Source organism: Serratia sp. CY82433 (assembly GCF_052166535.1).
Classification (GTDB): Bacteria; Pseudomonadota; Gammaproteobacteria; order Enterobacterales; family Enterobacteriaceae; genus Serratia; species Serratia sarumanii.
Window position 1 is genome coordinate 2,260,164 of record NZ_JBJNOR010000001.1, and the last position, 24,400, is coordinate 2,284,563.

Genomic DNA, 24,400 nt, shown 5'->3' on the forward strand with positions numbered 1-24,400 from the left:
GAGTGCCGAAGCGGCTTACAGCCACTCGCCGAAGCGGCGGATGTAGAAACGCTTCATCAACTGCGCGACCACGCAGTAGCTGACCAACGTAGCGGCCAACCACGGGAAGTATTCCCACGGCAGCGGCTGCAGGCCAACCAGGGCGCCGAGCGGCGAGAACGGAATGTAGATGCCGAGCGCCATCACCAACCCGGTGGTCAGCAACACCGGCAGCGCCGCGGTGCTCTGAATGAACGGGATCTTCTGGGTGCGCAGCATATGCACCACCAGCGTTTGCGACAGCAGCCCCTCAATGAACCAGCCGGACTGGAACAGCGCCTGGTGTTCCACGCTGTTGGCGGCGAACACGTACCACATCAGCGCATACGTCGTGATATCGAAGATTGACGAGGTCGGCCCAATCCACAGCATAAAGCGCCCGATGTTTTTGGAGTCCCACTTGCGCGGCTTGCGCAGGAACTCTTTGTCCATCTTGTCCCACGGCAGCGACAGCTGGGAAATATCGTACATCAGGTTTTGAATCAACAGGTGGATCGCCAGCATCGGCAGGAACGGAATGAAGGCGCTGGCCACCAGTACCGAGAACACGTTGCCGAAGTTGGAGCTGGCGGTCATGTTCAGGTACTTGATGATATTGCCGAAGGTCTCGCGCCCTTTGATCACCCCCTCTTCCAGCACCATCAGGTTCTTTTCCAACAGGATGATGTCCGCCGACTCCTTGGCGATGTCGGTGCCGGTGTCGACCGAAATGCCGACGTCGGCATCGCGCAGCGCCGGCGCATCGTTGATGCCGTCGCCGAGGAAGCCGACGGTATGGCCGTTGGCCTGCAGCATTTTCAGCACCCGCGATTTTTGCAGCGGCGTCAGTTTGGTGAAGACCGTGCGCTGCTCCACTTCGCGCGCCAGCGTTTCGTCATCCATCTGTTCAATCTGCAGCCCGGAGAGCGGTTCACCCGGCTCCAGCCCGACGTCGCGGCAAATCTTGCAGGTGATCACCGGGTTGTCGCCGGTCAGCACCTTCACCGTCACGCCGTTTTCCTGCAGTGCGGCGATCGCCTGCTGCGCGCTCTCCTTCGGCGGATCGAGGAAGGTCAGCAACCCTTGCACCACCATGTCGCGCTCGTCGGCCACGCTCAGCGGGTCGGCCGGGCGTTGCGCATCCAGCTCGCGCGTCGCCAGCACCAGCACGCGGAAACCGTCTTCGTTATACTCGCGGGCCAGCGCCTGCAGCGCCGCACGGCGCGCGTCATCCAGTTCCAGCGTCTTGTCGCCTTCACGCACGTGAGTGGCGATCTCCAGCATCTCCTCTACCGCGCCCTTACAGATCAGCTGCTGCTTGCCATTTTCGTCCGCCACCACGATCGACAAGCGGCGGCGCACGAAATCGAACGGCAGCTCATCCACCTTGCTGAAACGCCCCAGGGCTTCGATCCCCGGTTTGCCGCGGCCAAAGCGGATCACCGCCTGATCCATCAGGTTCTTCATGCCGCTCTGATGGAAGCTGTTCAGCCAGGCCAGGTGCAGCACCTCGTTATCCCTGGCGCCGTTGACGTCGATATGGTGCTCGAGAATGATGCGGTCCTGGGTCAGCGTGCCGGTCTTGTCGGTGCAGAGCACGTCCATGGCGCCGAAGTTCTGAATGGCGTTCAGGCGCTTCACCACCACCTTGCGGCGCGACATGGCGATCGCCCCTTTCGCCAGGTTGGAGCTGACGATCATCGGCAGCATTTCCGGCGTCAGGCCGACCGCCACCGCCAGTGCGAACAGCGCCGCCTCGCTCCAGTCGCCTTTGGTGAAACCGTTGATCAGCAACACCACCGGCACCATCACCAGCATGAAGCGAATCAGCAGCCAGCTGACGCTGTTCACCCCGCGATCGAACGCGGTTTGCGCCCGCGAACCGACGATCGACTTGGCCAACGAGCCGAAGTAGGTGCGCCCGCCGGTCGCCACCACCACCGCCGTGGCGGTGCCGCTGGCGACGTTGGTGCCCATCAGGCAGACGTTGGAGAGCTCAAGCAGCGCGTTCTCGCTGGACACTTCCCCTTCGCTCGACTTCTGCGCCACGCTGCCCATGGCATCGTATTTTTCGATAGGGATCGCTTCGCCGGTCAAAATCGCCTGGCTGATGAACAGATCGCGCGAGGCGATAAGGCGCACGTCGGCCGGCACCATGTCGCCGGCGGAGAGCTGAATGATATCCCCCGGCACCAGTTCGCGGATCGGCACTTCCAGCGTCAGCGGATGCGCGCTGTAGCTGCTGCGGCGCAGCACCGTGGCGGTGGTGCGCACCATCGACTTCAGCGCTTCCGCCGCTTTGTTGGTGCGGTATTCCTGCCAGAAACGCAGCAGCCCGCTCAGCGTGACCATGATGAGAATGATAATGACGCCGGTGAGTTCAGTTTCTTCACCGCTCTGGCGCGGCAGCCAATAATCGGTAAAGAAACTGATCGCAGCCAGCACCATCAGCACGAAGATAAACGGGTTGTTGAAAGCCTTGATCAGCTGGATCAAGGCATGCGGCGCCTTGTCGTGGGCGACCTGATTGGCGCCGAACTGCTCCAGCCGCTCATCGGCGTCGTCCTGAGTCAAACCGTTGCGGTTGCACTTCAGGTTCGCCAGCGTTTGGGCGATGCTGTTGGTCGCTTCTTCCGCAATGGCGTAGGTCACCGCGTCTTTATCACGGCGACGCGTTCTTTCATTAATCTGAGTCATAACGCTATTCTCTTATTTTCGTTCTGCGCACAGGGATATCCCGCCCGATAAACAGGTGACTCTGCGCAGAGTGGAATTTTTAATTAGCGTGACTGAATAGCGTGATTACCCTGTCAGCCACGCAAGAATCATTTCCCTTCCGGGGTCATCGTCCATAACGCCTCCTTAATGCCCGCGTTATTCAGGCCTACCTGAATAAACACGAACATATAATCAAGTTAATAAATATTTATATCATTACTCAGACCGGTAATTCGGACGCAACGCGCCAGCGAACGGCGCTCACGCTTTTTTCCAGGCTGACGCGGCAGACAATACCCTCAATTTCTTTTTGTGCGGCCGGCGTGGCGGTAATTTCCGCGCACACTTCCAATTGCCCCGGGCTGGAAATATCGGCGCTGCGCAAAGATTGCAGCCGCAAGGCGACGCCGTTCAGCGCCTGCAGAATCAGGGTGCGCACCAGAATTTCATCCTGCTCGCCACAGGTCACCTGAATGCGATAGCACAGTTCCAGATCGGTCGCCTGCTGGTGCGGCTGCAGATTGATGCGCTGGGCGGCCTCGCGCAGCAGGATATTGGCGCACAGGATCACCAACGTGGCGACCACCGCATCCCAATGCTGGCCCAGGCCGCACAGTACGCCGATCCCCGCCGAACACCACAGCGTGGCGGCGGTGTTGAGGCCGCGAATGTTCAGCCCTTCACGCATGATAACGCCGGCGCCGAGGAAGCCGATACCGGATACGATCTGCGCAGCCACGCGGCCGGCGCTGGCCGGATCGGTGGACATGGAGCTGAGAATAAAGACCGCCGCGCCGGTCGCCACCAGCGCATTGGTGCGCAGGCCGGCCATGCGTTGGCGCCACTGGCGCTCGGCGCCAATTACCGCGCCCAGGCACATCGCCAGCAATAAATTTAAAACGAAAGGAGTCATAGCCATGACTGTCCCCTTAATTAACCTCAGGAGATAAAATCATGTGCTGTTTAGCACACGCAAAATCGCGCCGAAAATAAATCAGCGAATCAGCGTACTGTGCCTGGAGGGAAAAGGCTGTGGCTGCAGAATACCATAATAACGTCCAACTCAATTCACCTGAAACCATCAGGCCTCAGGAAACGTTTTTTATTCGGGTATGCACAGCTCAGGAATAACTGGAGAGGGGTGCTGCCCGCCGATAACGGCAAGCAACAAATCAGAAGAGAATTGGTCAGCTTGCCTTATTTGTTTTATTACAACTACAACTGTCCAATTGGGTTTCTCCACTGAAATTTTGGCTGAGTATAGTGACGTCGGGTAATGAAGTAAAGGCTAATTTATTAAACGAAAAATAAACTGAAATACCGCGATGATATTTCGATGTCACAAATCGGCAGCGACAGCGTTGGGCGCCAGTGCGCTTATCGGTAAACTGCTCCCCTTCATCTTTCAAGGACGCTCCCGATGAAACACCGGCTTTCCCCGCTCGCGCTCGCGCTGCTCGTCAGCTTTCCCGCCGATGCCCTGCTGCTGCTGCAAGGCGACGCGCAGTTTGAACTCGATCCCGCCACGCTGCGCATTGCCGCCGGCGCTGTGCCGGTCAATCTGGCGCAGCCCGCGCAACAGGTGGAAGATCTCACCGCGTCGCCACAACGCGCCAGCTGGCGCTGGCCGCAGAGCGCGGTCAAGGTTAGCGCCCGTCTGGAAGGCGGCGATCTGCGCCTGAGCTTCAGCAGCGACCGGCCACAGCTTCTGAACTGGTATCGCCTGCCGCCACAAACAGAAACGCTGCTGTTGCCGATCGGCGAAGGCAGCCGCATTCCGCTCGACAACGCCGTCTGGCGCCATTACCTGACGGCGGAAATGACGCCGCTGGATACCAACTGGGATCTGAAGCTGCCGCTGTGGAGCCAGCAATACCAGGGCAAGGTCTACAGCTGGCTGATGTTGACGCCGTTCAGCAACCGGGTCACCTTCGCCTCGGCGCAGGAAAAGCTGGAGATGCGCGCCGGGCATCAGTTCAACCGCTTCAATCAACAGCAGGCATTCGAGGTGCTGCTGCACGTCGGTGACACGCCGCTGTCCGGCGCCCGCCGCTATCGCGACTATTTGCAACAGAACGGCCAGTTCAGCAGCCTGCACGAGAAGATAAAGCAGGCGCCCGAAGGCGAAAAGCTGATCGGCGCCACCCATGTCTACCTGTGGGGGGACAAACTGCTGGCGGCGGAAGATGTCAAAGATTGGCCGGGGTTGCTGCACTACCTCGCCTCTCCCGCCGCCGAAGCGCTGCGGCAGCGGATGGATGCCGAGAGCAGAAGGCTCCTGCTGCAGCTGGCGGGCAAAACGCCGGAGGGCTGGCAGCAACAGCCCCTGATCGACGGCATCAACCAGGCGTTGACGGCGCAAATTCCGCTGGGCGCCACGCCGGATGACGCCGACTTTCTGCAGGCGCAGCAGCGCCAGGCCGCTGCGGTGCGAGAGCGGGCGCAGCGAGAGCTGGGGCGCTGGCTAACCCCGGCGGACCGTTGGGGGCAAGGGCTGGCCGAACCGGTGATCGACGCGCTGCGCCAGGCCGGCTTGCCGCGCCTGTGGTTAGGCACCGATAACTGGACCGCCGCCTTCCTGCACCCGCAGGCGGTGGGCGCAGCCAAAGCGGCCGGCTATCTGATCGCCAGCTACGACTCCTACGATACCGCCATTGCGCGCGGCGTGAACGACAGCTGGCTCACCGCGCAACTGCCGACGGCGCTGCGGGAAAGTTGCGCCATCGTGCGCGCCGACGGCAGCAAGAAACCCGGCTTCGGCAAACAGGGTTACTACCTCAACCCGGGCTGCGTCCTGCCCTATTCTCAACGGCGCATGCGCGAGCTGGTGCAACTGGCCGGGTTGAACAGCCTGTTCCTCGACGTGGACGGCACCGGCATGGTCTCCGACGACTATCAGCCCGGCCACCCGACCGGCGCGGCGCAGATGGCCGAGGCGCGCAACGCTCGGCTGGCCTGGTTCAGCGCCACCCTTAAGCTGCCGCTCGGCTCGGAGGACGGCAATGCGGTGACCGCCCGCAGCCTGATGTTCGCCCACGGCATGGAAACCTGGGGATTCGGCTGGGGCGACAAGCAGATGAATCAGGATAAATCCTCGCCCTATTATCTCGGCGCCTGGTGGCCCAACGCCCAACCGGCGTTTTTCTTCCGCCCCGCCAAGGTGAAGCAGCCCTACCGCACCGTCGAATTCGATCCGCGTTATCGCCTGCCGCTGTACCAGGCCGTTTTCCACGATGCGATCGTCAGCAGCCACCACTGGAATTACGACAATCTGAAGTTCAGCGACGTTCAGACCACCCGCAGTCTGCTCAGCCAGCTGTACAACACCGCGCCGATGTTCCATCTGAGCCGCGTCACCCTGGCGGCCCGCCTGCCGGCGATCAAACGCGCCGACGCCGCCTTCCGGCCGTTGCATCAGGCCCTCTGGGACAAAGCGCTGACCGACTTCCGCTGGCTCGATCGGGACGGCTGGGTGCAGCAGACGACCTTCAGCGACGGTTCGACGCTGACCGCCAACTTCAGCGCGCAGCCGTTCGCCGGCGTAGCGGCCCACAGCCTGCGCGCCAAACTGGCCGACGGCCGCACGTTCGACGTTGCGCCTTAGCAAGGTCGCCGGCGATGGGCTACGCTAGGCTATATTTCCGACGACCCGCAAGGAGTGGCTGATGACGCCTCTGATCCACACTCTGCTCGACGAGATTTGGCAAAGCCTGGGGCAACGCCCCGCGCCCTGCGACCGTTTAACCATAAGCGGTACCGGCGCATTGCCTTCGGCTTTTCCCGTGACCGAATTGGCTACCGCCGCCTGGAGCGCCGCCGGTTTGGCCTGCGCCGAGTTGCTTCGCCGCGAGGCTGCCGATGCGCCGCAGGTCTGGATCGATCAACGCCTGGCCTCGCTCTGGTTCGGCTGGACGCTGCGCCCGCTGGGTTGGACGCTGCCTGCGGCCTGGGACGCCCTGGCCGGCGACTACGCGACGGCGGACGGCTGGATACGCCTGCACACCAATGCACCGCACCATCGGCGGGCGGTGGAACAGGTGCTGGGCCCGGCATCGGACAAAGGCGCGCTGGCGGAACGCGTGCTGGGCTGGAAAAAAAACGAGCTGGAGGAAGCGGTGCTCGAGGCCGGCGGCTGCGCGGCCCAAATGCGCTCGGCGGCCGCGTGGCGACAACATATTCAGGGCAAGAGCGTGGCGCTCGAACCGCTGATCCACGCCTCGCTGCAGCCGGAAGCATCGCCGCCGGGCTGGACGTTGCCCGTCGCCCGGCCGCTGCACGGCGTGCGGGTGCTAGATCTGACGCGCATTCTCGCCGGGCCGATCGCCACCCGTTTTCTCGCCGGTTTGGGCGCCGACGTGCTGCGCATCGATCCCTACGGTTGGGATGAGCCCGGCGTCGAGCACGAGGTAATGCTGGGCAAACGCAGCGCGCGCCTCAACCTGACCAATGCGCACGATCGCCACACGTTTGAACATCTGCTGAGGAACGCCGACGTGATCGTGCACGGCTACCGTGCCGGTGCGCTGGAGAAGTTGGGCTATGGCGCGGAGGAAAGGCGCGCGCTGGCGCCGGGCCTGATAGACGTCTGCCTGAATGCCTACGGCTGGAGCGGGCCGTGGCGCACCCGGCGCGGTTTCGACAGCCTGGTGCAGATGAGCTGCGGGCTGGCGGAGGCGGGCATGGTTTGGCGCAGCGCCAGTTTGCCGGTACCGCTGCCGGTACAGGCGCTGGATCACGCCACCGGCTATTTGATGGCGGCGGCGGTGCTGACCGGAATGGCGCAGCGCCTAAGCCGCGGCACCGGCTACCACGCGCGGCTGTCGCTGGCGCGCACGGCGCAACTGCTGCTGGCGCATCCCTGTTCGGCAGATTATCGGCCGGAGCCGCTGGCGCCGGCCGGAACCGCCGACGAGAACCCGGAAACGGAACTGACTTACTGGGGCGCCGCGCAACGCCTGCGCGCCCCGTTAAGCCTGCAGGGTACGGCGCTGCAATGGGCGTTGCCGGCGACCACGCTCGGCACCTCACAGCCGGAGTGGCTGCGCCGTTAAACCGCCGCCAACTGTTGCTGCAGCCATTGCAGCAAGCGTGTGACCGCCGGCGTCAGCCCGGCGGTCTGCGGCCACACCAGATAAACGTCGTCCTCGCTCAGGCGACAGGGCGCAGCCAGCGCCACCAGTCGCCCCGCGTCGATCGCATCCTGCACCAGCAGCTTTTTCGCCAGCGCGATGCCGAACCCCTGCTCCGCGGCGCGAATCAACAACCCGGCATCGTTGAACACCGCCTGTTGCCGCCCGCACAGCGAGCGCCCTTGCGCATTGAACCAGTCGCGCCACGGGCTGACGTCGTGCTCCAGCAAGGGAACGTCGCCGCCGTTCTCGAATGCCGTTCCCCACTGACGCGCCATATCCGGCGAGGCGACCGGCAGCACGTCGCCCGACGCGATGCGCTGCGCCTGCAGCCCCGCCCACTGGCCGCTGCCGATGCGGATCGCCGCATCGAACCCGCGCTGCGACAGATCCTGCAACGCCAGCGAGGCATCGATATCCAGCGCAATATCGGCGCAGGCTGCATGAAATGCCGGCAACCGCGGCAACAGCCAGTAATGGGCAAAAGACGGCAGCACGCTGATGCGCAGCGTCTGGCTCGCCGCCAAGCGCCGGGCGCGGGCGACGCCCTGCTGCAGCGCCTGCAGCGCCGGCTCTACCGCCGCCAGCAACTCTTTCCCGGCGGCATTCAGGCGCACACCGCGCCCGCGCCGTTCAAACAGCGGGTAGCCCACCGCCTGCTCCAGCAGCTGAATTTGCTGACTGACCGCGCCATGCGTCAAATGCACCTGCTGCGCCGTGGCGCGCAAATTCTCCAACCTGGCGGCGATAGCAAAGGTCGGCAAGACATGCAGCGGGAGACGTTCATTCATCATTGGTTAACCAGGCTAGCCAAAAAGGCTATTTTTCATCGATTTTGGCCCGCAGGCAAATGTTCTATGTTTACCCCATCATCCCTGACGCTTTCGGAGCCGCCATGCACCCACGTTTACAACAGGATCTTGCACAGTTTCCGCAGATCCTCGATCACACCCGCCAGTTGGCGGAAGATTTTCTGGCCGGGCTGCAGCAACGCCCGGTCTGCCCACCGCTCGCGCAACAGCAACTGCAACCCGGTGACGATCGGCTGGCGGAAAACGGCGAAGGCGCCCTGGCGGCGCTGGATGACTTTTGGCAACGTTATCAGGCGGGCATTTCCGCCAGCGCCGGCCCGCGTTATTTTGGCTTCGTCACCGGCGGGGGCACGCCGGCGGCGGTCGCGGCAGACTGGCTGGTTAGCGTGACAGACCAAAATAGCCAGCTCAGCCATGATACGATCGCTGCGGCGATCGAGCTGGCCGCGGTGACGCAGTTGAAATCCCTGCTGGGCCTGCCGGAAGCGTTCAGCGGCAGCCTGGTCAGCGGCGCCACCATGGCCAATTTCGCCGGGCTGGCCATTGGCCGGCAGTGGCTGGGGCAACAGCACGGCGTGGATATCGCCCAACAGGGCCTGGCGGCGCTCGGCCCCATCCGGGTGCTGGCGGCCAACCCGCATTCCAGCAGCGTGAAGGCGCTCAGCATGCTCGGCATCGGCCGCGACGCGCTGACGACCGTCGCCAGCCTGCCGGACTCAGAAGCCATGGATATGGCGGCGCTGGAGCGACAGCTCGCCGCCGGCGCAGGCCGTCCCACGCTGGTGCTGGCCAGCGCCGGCACGGTCAACACCGTCGCTTTCGACGATCTGCCGCGTCTGCTGGCGCTGCGGGAGCGCTACCCGTTCTGGCTGCATGTCGATGCGGCATTCGGCGGCGTGGCGGCCTGCTCGCCGCTATACGCCCCAAGGCTCGAGGGCTGGCAGCATGCCGATTCTATCACCGTCGATGCGCACAAATGGCTGAACGTGCCTTATGACAGCGCGATCCAATTTACCCGCCACCTGGATCTGCAGATGCAGGTATTTCAGAACCATTCGGCTTACCTGGAAGCGCCGACGCCGCGGCCGGACAACTATCTGCACCTGACGCCGGAAAATTCGCGCCGCTTTCGCGCCCTGCCGCTTTGGCTGACGCTGAAAGCCTATGGCCGCAGCGGCATACGGGATATCGTCGAGCGCAACGTCCGATTGGCGCAGGCGCTGGGCGCGGCGTTAGCGGCCGACGACGGCTTCCATCTGCTGGCGCCGGTGAATTTGAACGTGGTGTGCTTCGCGCTCAGTCACCCGCAGGGCGACAGCGAAGCGGCGCGCGATCGCTTTCTCGATCGCCTTAACCGGCACGGCGTGGTGCGTTGCACCCCGACGAGCTATCACCATCAGCCGGGGATCCGCGCCGCGCTGGTCAACTGGATGACGGAGGAACAGGACATCAGGCTGGCGCTGGACTCGCTGCGCCATTGCCTGGCGGAAGCGGCCTAATGCACGCGGCGCATTACTCGCGTCGGAAGGCCTGCAATTGCCGTGCTTGCCGCCCGTCATCGCCGATGTTATCCGGCGATAGCCAGGCGGCAAACGCCGCGCGCCGCGCCGGCCATTCTCCGTCGACGATCGACAGCCAGTCGGTGTCGCGTGTGCGTCCTTTGACGACGACGGCCTGGCGGAACGTGCCTTCATAGCGGAACCCCAGGCGCTCGGCGGCCTGACGTGAAGGCAGATTGAGGCTATCGCATTTCCATTCGCAACGCCGGTAACCAAGATCGTCGAACAGGTGCCGCAGCATCAGGAAGATCGCCTCGCTGCCCAGCACACTGCGCTTCATCAGCGGCGACCAGTTGATGGTGCCCAGTTCGGCCACGCCGTTGGCGGGATCGATGCGCAAAAAAGCGCAGGTTCCTACCGCGCGCCCGTTCGCCCGATCGATCACCACCATCGTGTTTCTGTCTGCGCTGGACGCCTGCGCCTGGAGATAACGTTGGAAATCTGCGCGCGACTGCGGGCGTTCCCAAAACAGATAGGTCCAGTCGCGATCGTCCTCGGCGGTTTGATAAGCCTGATAAAGCGCATCCCCCCAGCGCTCGAGGTTAAGCGGTTCCAGGCGGCAAAACCGCCCTTGCAGTGGCGTGTGGCCGGGCATGCCTGCCGGCTGCCAATGAGGGAGGGCTTCACCTATCGGCTGCCCATACTGATTCCGTCTCACCGCGGCATCCTGTTTTTTGAAAGGTGGAGAGGCAAGTTAAAACCAACGCGGGCCAGAGACAACTCCGACCTGCCATTCCTCCCCGGGGATCGGGCAGCAGGATGATAGTTTAGAAAAATCACTCAATCACCGTTAAACATTCACGAAAACTATTTCATGTGAAATAAATATCCAGATAACTCATTGTAAAACGGTGATTTATAGCAACAATTAAGCTACACATTCCAGCCAGAATGTTAACTTCTGTTTGTTGTTATGATAAAAAAAGGCGTGCTTATCATTTGCGCGAAAAGCAAAAAACACCGCAATGTAATGATTTTTATATGTAAAAAGCCAAATCACTCAGTGCGAGTGTTTTTTCACCGCTCAAGAAACACGCTAAAAGACCTCAAAAAAACGACACATGAATTTTTTTTAAGACTTTTCCTAGCAAACTAAAATTTTGTTTCGTGACATGATGAACAGATTCACGGCAAGCAATGCAGACAGGCTCGGGCGCCAAGCGCAAATCAGGCTCAACATGCCGAAGCTGGACGAACAGCAGATCGCCCTGACTTAAGCCAAACTTATAGATTCATGCAATTAATAAGTTTAGTATGAAAATATCATTGAGTGACGTCGTGTTTATTGATAGAACACTCGCTACACTGAATTATTGCTCCATTTTGCCTTTCGGCTTTTTAGGCTTTTTCTCATATTACCGCAGTAAAACGGATTTAAGTGGGGGTGCGATATGCCAACGATCATCATGGATTCATGTAGCTATACCAGATTGGGATTAACCGACTATCTGACTTCGCATGGCGTGAAGAAACGCCATATTAATGCCATCGAGGACATTGACAGCTTGCACGAAAAATGCAGCAAGTTGAATCCCAGCCTGGTGTTTATTAACGAGGACTGCTTCATCCACGAAGCGAACGCCACCGAGCGAATAAAACGGGTGATTTCACTGCACCCGGATACGTTATTCTTCATCTTCATGGCCATTACCAACGTACATTTCGACGATTATTTATATGTTCGCAAGAACGTCATCATATCGTCAAAATCCATCAAACCAGAGACTATGAATCAGCTACTTAGTCACTATCTCGAGAGAACGTCCCTACGGGCGGAGAAATCCTCTCTGGATCAAACGCCGGTAACGCTGAGCCAGACCGAATCGAACATGTTACGCATGTGGATGTCCGGTCAAGGCACCATCCAGATATCAGACCAGATGCAAATAAAGGCCAAAACGGTCTCTTCCCACAAAGGAAACATCAAGCGGAAAATAAAGACGCACAACAAGCAGATCATTTACCACGTTGTTCGTCTGACCGATACCTTGACCAGTGGAATATTTGTCAATAGCCGTTAAACCACAGAGAAGGCCCCCACTCTGTTTTGCCAGCCGTTAAATACCCGGTGATAATGTCATCTGGATATCAGATGCTGGCGCCCTTAAAAGAATACCTGCTGCGTTATCCCCCGCTAGCGCAACGGGTATTTTTTTGTCATCGATAAAAAGAATCTTACCGCTATGAAATAATCTCAAAACGGACAATCTCATTAGCAAATTAATGAGATTAGCCGAAGTTACTGCCCATGCTCGCGACAGGGCTCCACAAACGTGCCGTCACGGCTGTCGATTTCATTAAAAAACCATACGCCCGCCGGGTAGTCGTCAAGAGAAACCAGATACATGGTGCCTTCGTTGAACACCTCTACGGCCAAAATGATGCCTTCACGCCGCGGGCCGCCGTCTGTTTTTACCGTCACTCGATCGTTAACCTGCATACCATTCCCCATTATTTGCGATTGCCGTCAGTGTATTACAAAACCGAGGGCGATGGACACCGCCCTAACCCTGCCGGCCTCTGCTATCAGCGTAGCAGCCGCCTGGATTTTCACTTTCTTAACGGTTTGGCCGCAGAATCTTAAGCCGGTCTCGCGTAGCCTGTCTTCAGGCGTTTCCCCCCCAGAGAAGCGCTCGCAAATGAAGAAGTAACAAGGAACTTTTGCCCGCAGACTTGCGGGCTTTTTTTCGCACCGCCGAATTTCAGACACAAAAAAACCCGCCGCAGCGGGTTTTTTTCAATCAGCGCCAGGCGCCAATTAGATAGCGGTAACGTTAGCCGCAGATGGACCTTTCGCACCGTTCTCGATAGAGAACTGTACGTTCTGGCCTTCAGCCAGGGTCTTGAAGCCTTGATCCTGGATAGCAGAGAAGTGTACGAATACGTCTTTGCTGCCGTCTGCTGGGGTGATGAAACCAAAACCTTTAGCTTCGTTGAACCACTTCACTTGACCTTTGATCATGTTAGACATGTCTAATTCCTTCAATAATAAATGTAAGCCGCCATGGGCGAGGTAGCCGGTCATCAGTTACTTATGGAGGCACTGGAAAGGAAATTCGTCAGAGAAGGGCTATCCGGGATAACGCTTTAAATTTGAACTACTTTACTCAAAATGTCGTGCATAAATAGGTCTGTACCACAGGCCGACATCATTAACTCATGAGCGAGCGGCAATAGCAACCTTTTTCGCCGCGATGGGGCGCTAATCTCGGCTAAACGCACAGGATTTGACCCCGTCTGCCGATGGAATCGCCGCCTGGCTCGCCCGTAACGCCCAAGGCAAATGATAGTAATTCTCGTTCTGCTGTTTTATAGTTGCCTGACGAAATCATTCAGGGAGAGTCACCATGCCGAGATGGCTTACATTGCCGGCCGCCAGTGCCATTCTGCTGGCCTTTGCCGCTTGCAGCGCCCCGTTGGGCGCGCTGGAGCTGAATTATCATCCGCCTGAACCCAGCATCACCCCCGCCCCCAAAACTGCGCCGGAGCCGGGGCCGGCCCCCAAAGCGGAAAAACCGCCGATTGCCTGGGCAGAGGCGAGAGATAAAAGCGGTTTTCGCGTCGATATCGAGTGCGATCATCCAGGCTGCAGCAAACCACGCGCCAAACCTTATCCCGCGTATGAAGGCCCGGTGAAGAAAACCGATCGCCGCCGCCAGTCCGATCCTTATTCCACCAATCAGGATCCCGATTACAACATTCAGTTGGGCTATGAGTGGTAGCGGCGCTTTCGGAGTAATACCTATATCAGCCGCCTTTGCCGCTGCATAGAATAGCGTCAGTTCACCACTCCTCCTGGTGTTGAACACAACAAGCTGTGTTGCAAATCTTTATGCGCCTCCCTATAGGCGCTTTTTTTTTTGCCTCGCCCTCACAGCGTCTTCCCGATTACAGATTGCTCTCATTGCCCCGCAGAGTGATCAATGTCACAAATACGCCTCCTTGCCATTCTTATTCGGAGGTAACGTTCATGGCCACAGGATCCCTTGCCCTCCTGGCCGTCTTGGCCGGCATTGCGGGCTTCGCCCTCTATAAACATTTAAAATCTCAGAAAAAAAGCACACTCATCCGCCCGTACGATCGGTAACCGACAACGCGCTTTCACCGCGAAGGCCCGGCACAACGCACGCCGCGCCTTCGCGGGCTGTCATGCTTTCATCACAAAATTGTCACACTATGGCCATATGATTATTCGCGTTTATCCGCTCTGGCTTAACACCAAGGATTTCGCCCATGACCATAATTAAAGCTGCAAACCATCAGGAAGCAGAAAAACTCATCCGCGCCGGCACCGCCAAGAAAATCGAACTGGCCTACGATATCGGCAGCGACGACTTCTTCCAGCTTGCCAGCCTGTGGTGCGATAAAGGCGCCAAGATCTCCAAAGGAAAAGACCACTTCATCGTCTCTTTGAAAGGGTTCCGCATCCCCCCTAACGATTGATGCCCTGCCGCCCATCGCGGCGGCTTCGCCCCTTCCTCGCAAAACCGCTCTATTCGACCACGCGCGCCTCATTCGATTTCGCTAAGCTAACAGCAGACTTTATTGCGGACGTTTCGCCCGATAGCCACGTCCGCCACGATGAGGAGAGTGACCATGTCAACAAATGCAGCGCTGCCCGGCACGATGAAAGCGATTGAAATCAGCCAGCCGGGCGCCCCCGAGGTTCTGGTCGTCGCTGAACGCCCGGTGCCGGTTCCGCAAGCGGGCCAACTTCTGGTGAAAATCGCCGCCGCCGGCGTTAACCGCCCCGACGTGCTGCAGCGCCAGGGGAACTATGCGCCGCCGCCCGGCGCCTCGGATATCCCCGGCCTGGAAATTGCTGGCGAAGTGGTGGCCACCGGGGAAGGCGTGACCCGCTTCGCGCCCGGCGATCGGGTTTGCGCCCTCATCGCCGGCGGCGGCTATGCCGAATACTGCACCGTGCATGAAAGCAATGCGCTGCCCGTTCCGGCGGGCCTGAGCCTGACCGAGGCCGCCGCGCTGCCGGAAACCTTCTTTACCGTCTGGGTCAACGTGTTCCAGCGCGGCCACCTCAAGGCCGGCGAGACCGTGTTGATCCATGGCGGCACCTCCGGCATCGGCACGGTCGCCACCATGCTGGCGAAGGCCTTCTGCGCTCAGGTGATCACCACCGTCGGCTCCGAAGAGAAACGACAGGCCAGCCTGGCGCTGGGCGCCGACGTGGCGATTAATTACCGCAGCGAAGACTTTGTCGCACGCACCAAAGACGCCACCAACGGTAAAGGCGCCGACGTGATCGTCGACCTGATCGCCGGCGATTATGTAGCCAAAAACTATCAGGCCGCGGCGATGGAAGGCCGCATCGTGCAAATCGGCACGCAAAACGGCGTGGTGAAAGAGCTCAATCTGATGCCGCTGCTGTTGAAACGCCTGACCCATACCGGTTCGACGCTGCGTTCGCGCAGCGTGGCGGACAAAGCGCAGATCGCCGCCGAGCTGCGCGAGAAGGTTTGGCCGCTGCTGGAGCGCGGCGTGCTGAAGCCGCAAATTTTTAAAACCTTCCCGCTTGAGCAGGCCGCCGCCGCGCATGCGCTGATGGAGTCCAGCGAGCACATCGGCAAGATCATGTTGACGTTCTGACCTCATTCCCCGCGGCCGGTGCTGCGGGGAAACCGATGCCACGCTCAGGGGATGATGCCGCGACGGCGGAACTCATCGAACAGCGAGAAAAACATGGCTTCGGTTTCGACGAACTGATGGAAACCGAAGCGCCGCGCCTTGCTGCCGTCCGCGAACATGTCATAGTCCCAGGAAAAGACGAAATCGGCGAAGCGCCAGCCGGCCACCGCGCGATAGTCCGGTTCGGCCAATTGGTGCCGCTGCACCAGCTCGCGCCACAGCGGCGCTTTGTCCGCCATCATGCTCTCCAGCGGCATCGGCAGCGGCGGCGCACATTCCAGCCCAAAGTAAGCGGCGATTTTCGGCCACATCTCGCTCCAGCGAAACAGATCGCCGTTGTTGATATTAAACGCCTGATTGGCCGCCGCCGGCTCGGTCGCCGCCCACAGCGTGGCGCGCGCCAACAGCCCGGCATCGGTCATTTCCAGCAGGCTGTGGTAAGCGCCCGGTTTACCGGGGAAGCGCAGCGGCAACCCGAGCGCTTTGCTGATCGACGCGTAAACCGCGATGCTTAACGCCAGATTCATCGGATTGCCGAGGGAGAAGCCCCCCACCACGCTCGGGCGAATGGCGCTCCAGCGCCAGCGCTTGCCGACCTGCCGCTGCGCCAGATACTGTTGCTGCGCCACGTTAAACTCCGGCGGCATATGCCCGGCGTCGCTTTCGCGCGCCGGCGTTTTAAACGGCCCCAAATGCGCGCCATACACCTTATAGCCCTGCATCAGACTGATGTGCTCCAACGCCGGTGCGGCCGGCTCCAGCCCCTCGACAACGTGTTGCAACATCTGCAGGTTCGGCGCCACCAACCCCGCCCAGTCCGGCGCATCCTGATAGGCGGCATAGAAAACGTGGCTAATCGCGCTCAGCGGCCGCAGCGCGTCGCGCGTCGCCGCCGCATCCAGCAGATCAACCTGCAGGTGGCGCACCCCCGGCGCCGGTTGCCCCCCCCTGCGCGAGACGCCCACCACTTGCCAGCCCTGGCCGGTCAGCTCCTCAATCAATCGGCGCCCAATCACGCCATTGGCGCCGATCACCAATGCCTGTCGCTTTGCATTCATCTTGCCACTCCTCAGGTTGTCGATGCCCTGAGTGTTATTGATTAGCGATGCTTGCGGTAGAGCAGTATTAGCACTAACACTTATAAGAAAAATCTATAGGCAAGATCGACATGGATAAACTGAGCGCAATGAAAACCTTTATGCGGGTGGCGGAACTGGGCAGCCTGTCGGCCGCCGCTCGCGATCTGCGTTTGACGCAGCCGGCGGTCAGTCAGCAAATCGCTGCCCTGGAGCAGCGACTGGGAGCCCAGCTGCTGTTTCGCAGCACCCGGGCGGTCACCCTGACCGATGCCGGCAGCGGTTATTATCAGCGCCTCAAAGCGATTCTGGCGGCGGTCGACGAAGCGGAAGAGGCGTTGCACGGCCAGCGCCACCAGTTGCAGGGCAATCTGCGCATTCACGCCCCGACCGGGTTCGGGCAGTTGCACGTCACACCGCTGGCCATCGCTTTCCAGCAGCGCCATCCGAACCTCGCCATCGAGCTGCTGCTGGACGATCGCCTCGCCGACGTGATCGGCGAAGGCATCGACGTGGCGCTGCGTTTCGGTGAACTGCATGCGCCCGGCATGGTGGCGAAACGTTTGGGCGAGCTGCAACGCCTGCTGGTGGCGTCACCGGCCTATCTGGCCAGGCATGGCACGCCGCGTTCCCCGGCGGAGTTGGCGAAACATACGCACATTCGTTACAGCGGCCTGAACGACGGCGATACGCTCACCCTGTTCGGCCCGCACGGCCCCGAGACGGTTGCTCTGCGGCCCACGTTCCGCGCCAACAATACGCTATCCCTGCTGGCCGCCATTGAGGCTGGGGCCGGCATCGGCGGCGCTCAACGGCCTTTAATCGCCGAACAGCTGGCGACAGGGGCGCTGGTGCCCGTTTTGCCGGAATACCGCTATCCGCCCATGGCGCTGCACGCGGTCTATCCCGCCTTGCGTTTTATTCCGGAGAAAGTGCGCGCCTGGGTGGCGCATCTGCAGCAGGCGTTGACGAAGATCGAGGGGATCAGCGGAGTGAATGCCCCCGGCCAGACGCCGGGAGCCTAATCATTATTTGAACAGTTTACCGACCATGTCGCCCAGCTCGTTGCTGTCTTGCTGCACTTCACCGTTTGGCGAGGCGGCATCGGTGACCGTTGGCAAGAACTGTGCAATGGTGCTGGACGCCTGAGCCGGATCGATACCCAGCTTTTCAGCCAGTTGGTTGATGGCGTCGCTACCCAACGCCTGCTGTACGTGTTCGCCGGTAATCGGCTGATTTTCGCCATTGCCGAGCCAGGAACCGACGATATCGCCAAACTGCCCCTGACGGAATTTGTCCAAAATGGCCTGCAGGCCGCCTTGTTGCTCGACCCACTGCATAATGGCGATGTAGTCGATGCCTTTGCCGTTGGCGCCGCCGCCCAGAATGTTACCCAATACGCTATCGAACAGACCCATGATATTCCCCTTTCAGCGAGTGCGGACTGCGCCGCGCCGCCGGATTGATTTCACGAAAAAGGGCCGCCGCGGCGACCCTGTTGAGCAATGGCTGCTTAGCCTTTGATCTTCCTGTAGACAAAAAGCACCACCAGGGCGCCGATTACTGCCACCACAAAGCTGCCCAGGTTAAAACCGTCAACGCGGCCCATACCGAAGAAGGTGCTGATATAGCCGCCGACTACGGCGCCCACGACCCCCAATATAACGGTCACAATAAAGCCGCCGCCGTCTTTGCCCGGCATAATCCACTTGGCCAGGATACCGGCGATTAAACCAAAAATGATCCAGGAAATGATGCCCATCTTTACTCTCCCTATTACCTTTTGCCTAACAGAAATCCTATTACCAGGCCCACGACGGCGCCGGCGCCTATCCCCGCCCAAGGGTTATCCTTGATGCAGGCACATGATTGCTCGAGCGCTGCCTTTACGCCGCTGCGCACTTCGCAGGCGGTGGTTTTCACGTAGTCGCTCGGTTGCTCAACACCGTTTAGATCGTCATTTTCATATGACATGTCAAATCCTTACAGACCAACCCTCTGAGAATCTCGTCACATGTTTCGCGCCAGGCGCCGTCCGCTCCGCGATCTTGCTCTGGGCAACCTGCCCGCTGCCGCTCAATGCAGAGGCGTACGGCGACAAACGCATAACTTCACACTATGACTATAGTAAAAAATCAGCGGTTTACCCATTTCCGTCCGTCTGAATTTCACCGTACAAAAAACGATCTAATTTCATCCTGCTGTCATCTCGCGAGGCTAAACTTTAAACAAATCCTCCTGGAGGAAACGCCGATGTTCAATGCCCCTTTTGTCCTGATTCTCGCGCTACTGTACGCACTGGCCGCCGTTTGGGACGGTTCCGCTGCGTTATTGTTTCATTAAGGTTACATAGCAGTTGTCACTTTTGCGATGCGCTTAATTGTGTCTTTATTTTTCAATTTCGCCAGTCGTTTGAAATAGCTTAAAATATCTGCCATTCCCTCGGTAAAAATCCTATCTCCCCCCGTTTTTCGCCTGCGCTTAACTAAAGCGTAAAAAAAGCATTAATGGAAAATCCTATTTAGCTCAGAATGTTCTACCATTCGCTCTATGAAAATTTGGGTTAAGGTCCCATTGGAAAAACAAGGAATCACAGGAAAAATGCTTTCTAACCAACGCTTTGAGCGCGAATTCTTGCGCCCTCGTTATTGGTTGCTGTGGATAGGGCTGGGAATACTCTATCTCTTGGTATTACTGCCCTACCCGCTGATTTATCGACTCGGACACGGCCTTGGCAGAATAGCCATGCGCCTGATGAAACGCCGGGTAAAAATAGCGCGCCGCAATTTAGAGCTCTGCTTCCCCGCAATGCCCACCGCCGAGCGCGAGGCGCTGATCGTCAAAAATTTTGAGTCCGTCGGTATGGGCCTGTTCGAAGTCGGCATGGCCTGGTTCTGGCCCGACTGGCGCATCGCCCGCTGGTTCAAGGTGAGCGGCATGGAAAACATGCGGCTGGCGCGTCAGGGCGGCAAAGGCGTTCTGCTGATCGGTCTGCATTTTCTGACACTGGAACTGGGCGCGCGCATTTTCGGCATGCAAAACCCCGGCATCGGCGTGCATCGCCCGCACAACAACAGGCTGATGGAGTGGGTACAAACCCGCGGCCGGCTGCGCTCGAATAAATTCATGCTCGATCGTAAAGATATCAAAGGCATGATCCGCAACCTGAAACAGGGCGAAATCCTGTGGTACGCGCCGGATCACGATTATGGGCCGCAAAGCAGCGTGTTCGCGCCGCTCTTCGCCGTGGAAAATGCCGCCACGACCACCGGAACCTTTATCCTGGCGCGCATGGGACGGCCGTCGATCGTGCCTTTCGTGCCGCGCCGCCTGCCAGATGCTCAGGGCTATGAGTTGATCGTGCAGCCGCCGTTGACGGACTTCCCGCTGGATGATGAAACGCGCGCGGCGGCCAAGATGAACCGCGTGGTGGAAGAACAGGTGCTGCTGGCTCCCGATCAGTACATGTGGCTGCACCGCCGCTTTAAAACCCGCCCAGCCGGCGAGCCGTCGCTGTATTGACCGCCCTTGCGCCTTCGCCCGTCATGCCGGCGGCGAAGGCGCACTCACCTCGCACAAGCATTCTGCGCCAGGGGAACTACACTAATAAGTCACCGACGGCAATTATTGCCGCCAGCAACCATTTCTTCCTGCCCGAGGGCCGGTCGTTGCCTGTCGAGCCACAACCGAGGTCAATGTCATGCTGGTACAACCCTATCTGTTTTTCAGCGGTAACTGTGAGCAAGCGATTAACTTCTACGAACAGCAGTTGAATGCCAAAATTGAAATGGTCATGCGCTATAAAGATATGCCCGAAGAAGCCCGGCAAGACGGGCCGCAGGACGTCAATCCGGAGGCGATCATGCATGCGCGCCTGCTGATCGGCGACGGCGTACTGATGGCCTCCGACGGCTGCCCGCAAGATGACGGCGGCGGCGCTTCTCATAAAGGCTTCTCGCTGTCGCTGAACCCCAGCCATGCGGAGCAAGGACGCAAACTGTTCGACAATCTGGCGCAGGGCGGCCAGGTGACGATGCCTTACCAAGCCACCTTCTGGGCCAAAGGCTTTGGCATGCTGACCGACAAATTCGGCGTCAACTGGATGATCAACGTCGAATAACCCGTCATGGCGCCGCTAGCCATAGCGGTGCCAGTCATACGCCGCCTTGGCGAACAGCACGAACAGCAGCGCCAACAGCGCCAATCCCAACCGCCAATAGGGCGACCGGCGCCGCCGCCAGGCGAAGTACATCATCACCGCCAGCGTCCCCAGCGTAAGGGGGTAATACACCGCCAGCGTCAGTAAAGTGATTATGATGTAATCCGACATGGCTCTTTCACTCCGCAGTGTCCACCCCGCCGCTGATACGGGGTGCAAACGCCCTTTCTCGCTATCGCCACGTTAGGGGCTAGAGGTCTGGCGCATTTATGCATAAAATATAAGATTGCTCTTAACTCAAATTGAATAGTAATCAAACAACAAGGGTGACATGACTCAGCAGCAACCCATACAGGATGCCGTGCCGGCGCGCAGCGCTAAAAGCTCCCCATTATTATTTCAGGCCGGCGTGTTTGTCATCATCGTTGCCGCCACGCTGATCCTCTTTAACAGCTGGCAAATCTGGAACGCGCATCAGCGCGATCTGCGCAGCGCCGAGCATGAGTCCGCCAACCTCGCCCGCTCGCTGGCGCAGCATGCCGACGATACTTTCATGCAGGTGGACGGCAACCTGCTCGATCTGACCGAACGTCTCCAGACCGACGGGTTGGGCCCATCGCAGCTGACGCGGCTGCAGCGCGTCATGCAGACGCAGGTCGGCAACCTGCCGCAGCTGCACGGGCTGTTTCTCTACGATGCGCGCGGCCGCTGGCTGGCGACCTCCTCGGGCAAATTCATCAAGAACGCCAACAACGCCGATCGCGATTACTTCAAATACCATCAAAACCGCGACGGCGGCGGCCTGTACATCGGCAAGGTGATCCGCAGCCGCACCACCGGCGATCTGATCATTCCCGTTTCGCGGCGTTTCAACAACCCGGACGGCAGCTTTGGCGGCGTGGTGCTGGCGACGCTGTACGTCGATTATTTCCGCCAGTTTTACGACAGCTTCGCCCTCAACACCGACGCCTCACTGAACCTGCTACTGGCGGACGGCACCATCCTTTACCGCCGCCCTTACTCGGCGGCGTCGATCGGTAAAAGCATCGCCAAGGGCGTGTTGTTCAGCGAAATTTTACCGCATTCGGAGTTCGGCAACGCCACCATCACCTCGCTGTACGACAAAGTGGAGCGCATCTACGGCTATTCGCGGGTCAACCGCTTTCCGCTGGTGATCGCCGCCGGGTTGTCGAAACGCGACGCGCTGGCGGACTGGCGCACCGACGCCGGTCTGTTCGCCGCGGGCGGCCTCTCGCTGCTGATGATCCTGTTGGCGATGGGCATGGTGCTACTGCGGCAAATCAAGCACAGCATGCAAACCGAAGCCGAGCTGATGCGCACCCGCGATCAGTTGACCAGCATCAACCAGATGCTCGAAGAGCTGGCGCTGCTGGACGGCCTGACCGGGCTGGCCAACCGCCGCCAGTTTGATATCGCGCTGAAGAACGAGCTGGCGCGGGCTTCGCGCAACTACCGCAGCGTGGCGCTGCTGATGCTGGATATCGACTATTTCAAACAGTACAACGACAGCTACGGCCACGTCGCCGGTGACCAGTGCCTGCAGCAGATCGGCCAAACGCTCAAAGGGTTGGCCTGCCGCAGCAACGACGTCCTGGCGCGCTACGGCGGCGAAGAGATGGGGATTATCCTGCCGGATACCGACGTGCAAGGCGCACTGATTTTCGCCGAGCGCGTTATCAACGCGGTGCGCGATCTGAAAATTCCGCATCAGGGCAACCCGCACGGCATCGTTACCATCAGTATCGGCATCTGCGCCAAAGTGCCGCATATGTATAACGATACGCCGATCAGCTTTATCAATGAGGCGGACAGTGCGTTGTATCAGGCCAAGAAAAAAGGCAAAAACTGCATTTACGGCGCTTAACCAATAATCGGGTCACCAAGATTTGGCGGCCCGATTTATTCGCCAGAAAAATGAAGTAGTTCCCTCACGAAACATTATTTCACTGGTTTACCCTGCACTCTGAATAAAATAACGAAAATAATAAGCAGTATATTTATTTTCATTGTAATTCAACAAGATAAAACACGCCATTCAGCAGGCAATTTGTGCCTTTTTTGATTATTCGTGCCTATGCATCGCCTCGTTTATACCCCGTTTACTTTTCATTGGCATTGCCGGTGATACCCTTATCAGGATTATTCTATCTATCAGGAAGCCATCGCACGCTTCGGCGCATTGCGCCCTGCTGATACAGCCATAATAGAACCCACAAATTTCACGTTGCCATTGGGCGGCCTGCTGACGCCGCTCCAGCCAGCCACTGCGCAAGCCAGTGCAGCCAATCACGCGGCAACCTGAGAGGCAGGAATAAAGCGATATAGATTTGCAAGGAGATCTCATGCCTACTGGCGATATTATGCACGAACAGGCCGTCCTGACGCTGCCGTTACGACAATGGGCGGCAGCGGAAGCATCCAGCGCGGTCAGCGAACTGGAACAGGGCAAGGTGCTGTTTCTGCCCGAACTGGCCTTCACCCTGTCTGAACAGGAAATGCCGCTGCTGGATCCGACATTGGTCGACCCGAAGCGCAAAAACATCAGCTACCAACCGCTGTCCGGCAAGCTGAGCGGCGTCGCCGTCGCGGAACGCCGGCAGCAGGTTCAGCAATTGCTGGAACGCTATTACCAATCCTGCCGCCAGCTGATCGCCGGGCTGTTGCCCGAATATCAGGAGGCGCTGCACCACCCGACCGGCAGCCTGCGTTTACATCCGGTTTCCGCCTGGCGGGCGGCCAGTTCCTGGCGCAAAGACGACAGCCGGCTGCACGTTGACGCCTTCCCGTCGCGCCCGAACTACGGCGAACGCATTCTGCGCATTTTCACCAACATCAACCCGCACGGTGAGCATCGCCAATGGCGGGTCGGCGAGCCGTTCCCTGAGCTGGCGGCACGCTTTATGCCACGTCTCGCTCGCTACTCCGCTTTCGGCAGTTGGCTGCAGCACCAAGTGCGCATCACCAAAACCCGCCGCAGCCATTATGACCACCTGATGCTGCAGTTGCATGACGCCATGAAGGCCGACGGCGATTATCAGCAACGGGGGCCGCAGCTGGCGCTGACGTTCCCGCCGGGCAGCAGCTGGATTTGCTTCTCTGATCAAACGCCGCATGCCGCGATGGGCGGCCAGTTTATGCTGGAACAGACCTTCCTGCTGCCGGTGAATAAGATGCAGGATCCGCAGCGTTCACCGCTGAAAGTGCTTGAACAGCTGCGCGGTCAGCCGCTGATCTGAATGATTTGCCGCCGCCGGGGGCCGGCGGC

General features: G+C 59.4%; 23 protein-coding genes. 12 read left to right on the forward strand and 11 right to left on the reverse strand.

Annotated features, from left to right (window positions below; all coding sequences use genetic code 11):
- Nucleotides 1-15: 15 nt before the first annotated feature.
- Together mgtA and ACJ8PI_RS11010 are read right to left on the reverse strand one after the other, a co-directional pair.
- A complete protein-coding gene (gene mgtA / locus ACJ8PI_RS11005; RefSeq protein WP_033653591.1) occupies nucleotides 16-2,715 on the reverse strand; it encodes a magnesium-translocating P-type ATPase in 2,700 nt (899 codons plus the stop codon).
- A gap of 241 nt (nucleotides 2,716-2,956) precedes the next feature.
- Nucleotides 2,957-3,655, reverse strand: a complete 699-nt coding sequence (locus ACJ8PI_RS11010) for an MgtC family protein (RefSeq protein WP_025303346.1) — start codon at nucleotides 3,653-3,655, stop codon at nucleotides 2,957-2,959.
- Nucleotides 3,656-4,156: 501 nt separating this feature from the next.
- On the opposite strand from ACJ8PI_RS11010, the gene ACJ8PI_RS11015 reads away from it, so the two are divergent.
- Together ACJ8PI_RS11015 and ACJ8PI_RS11020 are read left to right on the forward strand one after the other, a co-directional pair.
- On the forward strand, nucleotides 4,157-6,340 hold the full coding sequence (locus ACJ8PI_RS11015; protein ID WP_049211429.1) for a glycoside hydrolase: 2,184 nt from the start codon (nucleotides 4,157-4,159) through the stop codon (nucleotides 6,338-6,340).
- 61 nt (nucleotides 6,341-6,401) lie between these two features.
- Nucleotides 6,402-7,787 (forward strand): CoA transferase, encoded by a 1,386-nt coding sequence (locus ACJ8PI_RS11020; RefSeq protein ID WP_049211427.1) that lies wholly within the window; start codon nucleotides 6,402-6,404, stop codon nucleotides 7,785-7,787.
- Here the strand turns inward: ACJ8PI_RS11020 and ACJ8PI_RS11025 are convergent.
- Nucleotides 7,784-8,659: a LysR substrate-binding domain-containing protein gene (locus ACJ8PI_RS11025; protein WP_033653588.1), complete on the reverse strand. Its 876-nt coding sequence runs from the start codon at nucleotides 8,657-8,659 to the stop codon at nucleotides 7,784-7,786. The two genes, ACJ8PI_RS11020 and ACJ8PI_RS11025, sit on opposite strands and share 4 nt — an antisense overlap.
- Nucleotides 8,660-8,760: 101 nt before the next feature.
- Here ACJ8PI_RS11025 and ACJ8PI_RS11030 point away from each other — a divergent pair, with 101 nt between their 5' ends.
- Nucleotides 8,761-10,176: a pyridoxal phosphate-dependent decarboxylase family protein gene (locus tag ACJ8PI_RS11030; protein ID WP_041035708.1), complete on the forward strand. Its 1,416-nt coding sequence runs from the start codon at nucleotides 8,761-8,763 to the stop codon at nucleotides 10,174-10,176.
- A gap of 13 nt (nucleotides 10,177-10,189) precedes the next feature.
- On the opposite strand, the gene ACJ8PI_RS11035 is transcribed toward ACJ8PI_RS11030, so the two are convergent.
- Nucleotides 10,190-10,831, reverse strand: coding sequence for a GNAT family N-acetyltransferase (locus tag ACJ8PI_RS11035; RefSeq protein ID WP_080335432.1), 642 nt, complete (start codon nucleotides 10,829-10,831; stop codon nucleotides 10,190-10,192).
- A gap of 796 nt (nucleotides 10,832-11,627) precedes the next feature.
- On the opposite strand from ACJ8PI_RS11035, the gene rcsA reads away from it, so the two are divergent.
- A complete protein-coding gene (gene rcsA, locus ACJ8PI_RS11040) occupies nucleotides 11,628-12,257 on the forward strand; it encodes a transcriptional regulator RcsA (RefSeq protein ID WP_033635078.1) in 630 nt (209 codons plus the stop codon).
- A gap of 218 nt (nucleotides 12,258-12,475) precedes the next feature.
- Here rcsA and dsrB read toward each other — a convergent pair whose 3' ends face one another.
- Nucleotides 12,476-12,676, reverse strand: a complete 201-nt coding sequence (gene dsrB, locus ACJ8PI_RS11045) for a protein DsrB (RefSeq protein WP_033635079.1) — start codon at nucleotides 12,674-12,676, stop codon at nucleotides 12,476-12,478.
- Between the two features lie 318 nt (nucleotides 12,677-12,994).
- A complete protein-coding gene (gene cspE / locus ACJ8PI_RS11050) occupies nucleotides 12,995-13,207 on the reverse strand; it encodes a transcription antiterminator/RNA stability regulator CspE (RefSeq protein ID WP_004935122.1) in 213 nt (70 codons plus the stop codon).
- Between the two features lie 376 nt (nucleotides 13,208-13,583).
- Between cspE and ACJ8PI_RS11055 the strand changes: the two genes are divergently transcribed.
- The 3 genes from ACJ8PI_RS11055 (at nucleotide 13,584) to ACJ8PI_RS11065 (ending at nucleotide 15,840) form a co-directional block, all read left to right on the forward strand.
- Nucleotides 13,584-13,958, forward strand: a complete 375-nt coding sequence (locus ACJ8PI_RS11055) for a hypothetical protein (RefSeq protein WP_039565400.1) — start codon at nucleotides 13,584-13,586, stop codon at nucleotides 13,956-13,958.
- 511 nt (nucleotides 13,959-14,469) lie between these two features.
- Entirely contained in the window at nucleotides 14,470-14,679 is a 210-nt protein-coding gene (locus ACJ8PI_RS11060) for a hypothetical protein (protein ID WP_033647847.1), read from the forward strand.
- Nucleotides 14,680-14,832: 153 nt separating this feature from the next.
- A complete protein-coding gene (locus tag ACJ8PI_RS11065) occupies nucleotides 14,833-15,840 on the forward strand; it encodes an NAD(P)H-quinone oxidoreductase (protein WP_033647848.1) in 1,008 nt (335 codons plus the stop codon).
- A gap of 44 nt (nucleotides 15,841-15,884) precedes the next feature.
- Here the strand turns inward: ACJ8PI_RS11065 and ACJ8PI_RS11070 are convergent, their stop codons facing one another.
- The gene (locus ACJ8PI_RS11070) at nucleotides 15,885-16,937 is read right to left on the reverse strand and encodes an SDR family oxidoreductase (RefSeq protein ID WP_049197249.1); all 1,053 of its coding nucleotides are present in this window, start codon (nucleotides 16,935-16,937) and stop codon (nucleotides 15,885-15,887) included.
- A gap of 110 nt (nucleotides 16,938-17,047) precedes the next feature.
- Between ACJ8PI_RS11070 and ACJ8PI_RS11075 the strand changes: the two genes are divergently transcribed.
- Nucleotides 17,048-17,980 carry a LysR family transcriptional regulator gene (locus ACJ8PI_RS11075; RefSeq protein WP_079656586.1) on the forward strand — a complete coding sequence of 311 codons (933 nt, stop codon included), beginning with the start codon at nucleotides 17,048-17,050 and terminating at the stop codon, nucleotides 17,978-17,980.
- 3 nt (nucleotides 17,981-17,983) lie between these two features.
- Here the strand turns inward: ACJ8PI_RS11075 and ACJ8PI_RS11080 are convergent, their stop codons facing one another.
- From ACJ8PI_RS11080 to ACJ8PI_RS11090, 3 genes are all read right to left on the reverse strand, one after another.
- On the reverse strand, nucleotides 17,984-18,373 hold the full coding sequence (locus tag ACJ8PI_RS11080; RefSeq protein WP_049197253.1) for a YidB family protein: 390 nt from the start codon (nucleotides 18,371-18,373) through the stop codon (nucleotides 17,984-17,986).
- Nucleotides 18,374-18,468: 95 nt separating this feature from the next.
- Nucleotides 18,469-18,717 (reverse strand): GlsB/YeaQ/YmgE family stress response membrane protein, encoded by a 249-nt coding sequence (locus ACJ8PI_RS11085; protein WP_033635086.1) that lies wholly within the window; start codon nucleotides 18,715-18,717, stop codon nucleotides 18,469-18,471.
- A gap of 14 nt (nucleotides 18,718-18,731) precedes the next feature.
- Complete coding sequence (locus ACJ8PI_RS11090; RefSeq protein WP_033635087.1) at nucleotides 18,732-18,929, reverse strand: DUF883 family protein; 198 nt, start codon at nucleotides 18,927-18,929, stop codon at nucleotides 18,732-18,734.
- A gap of 627 nt (nucleotides 18,930-19,556) precedes the next feature.
- On the opposite strand from ACJ8PI_RS11090, the gene ACJ8PI_RS11095 reads away from it, so the two are divergent.
- The gene (locus ACJ8PI_RS11095; protein WP_041035716.1) at nucleotides 19,557-20,477 is read left to right on the forward strand and encodes a Kdo(2)-lipid IV(A) acyltransferase; all 921 of its coding nucleotides are present in this window, start codon (nucleotides 19,557-19,559) and stop codon (nucleotides 20,475-20,477) included.
- Between the two features lie 178 nt (nucleotides 20,478-20,655).
- Nucleotides 20,656-21,075, forward strand: a complete 420-nt coding sequence (locus ACJ8PI_RS11100; protein WP_164134324.1) for a VOC family protein — start codon at nucleotides 20,656-20,658, stop codon at nucleotides 21,073-21,075.
- Between the two features lie 15 nt (nucleotides 21,076-21,090).
- Here ACJ8PI_RS11100 and ACJ8PI_RS11105 read toward each other — a convergent pair whose 3' ends face one another.
- A complete protein-coding gene (locus tag ACJ8PI_RS11105) occupies nucleotides 21,091-21,285 on the reverse strand; it encodes a hypothetical protein (protein WP_033635090.1) in 195 nt (64 codons plus the stop codon).
- Between the two features lie 160 nt (nucleotides 21,286-21,445).
- Here ACJ8PI_RS11105 and ACJ8PI_RS11110 point away from each other — a divergent pair, with 160 nt between their 5' ends.
- Nucleotides 21,446-22,999 carry a sensor domain-containing diguanylate cyclase gene (locus ACJ8PI_RS11110; protein ID WP_164134323.1) on the forward strand — a complete coding sequence of 518 codons (1,554 nt, stop codon included), beginning with the start codon at nucleotides 21,446-21,448 and terminating at the stop codon, nucleotides 22,997-22,999.
- Nucleotides 23,000-23,477: 478 nt separating this feature from the next.
- The gene (locus ACJ8PI_RS11115; RefSeq protein ID WP_049234682.1) at nucleotides 23,478-24,371 is read left to right on the forward strand and encodes a Kdo hydroxylase family protein; all 894 of its coding nucleotides are present in this window, start codon (nucleotides 23,478-23,480) and stop codon (nucleotides 24,369-24,371) included.
- Nucleotides 24,372-24,400: the final 29 nt, after the last annotated feature.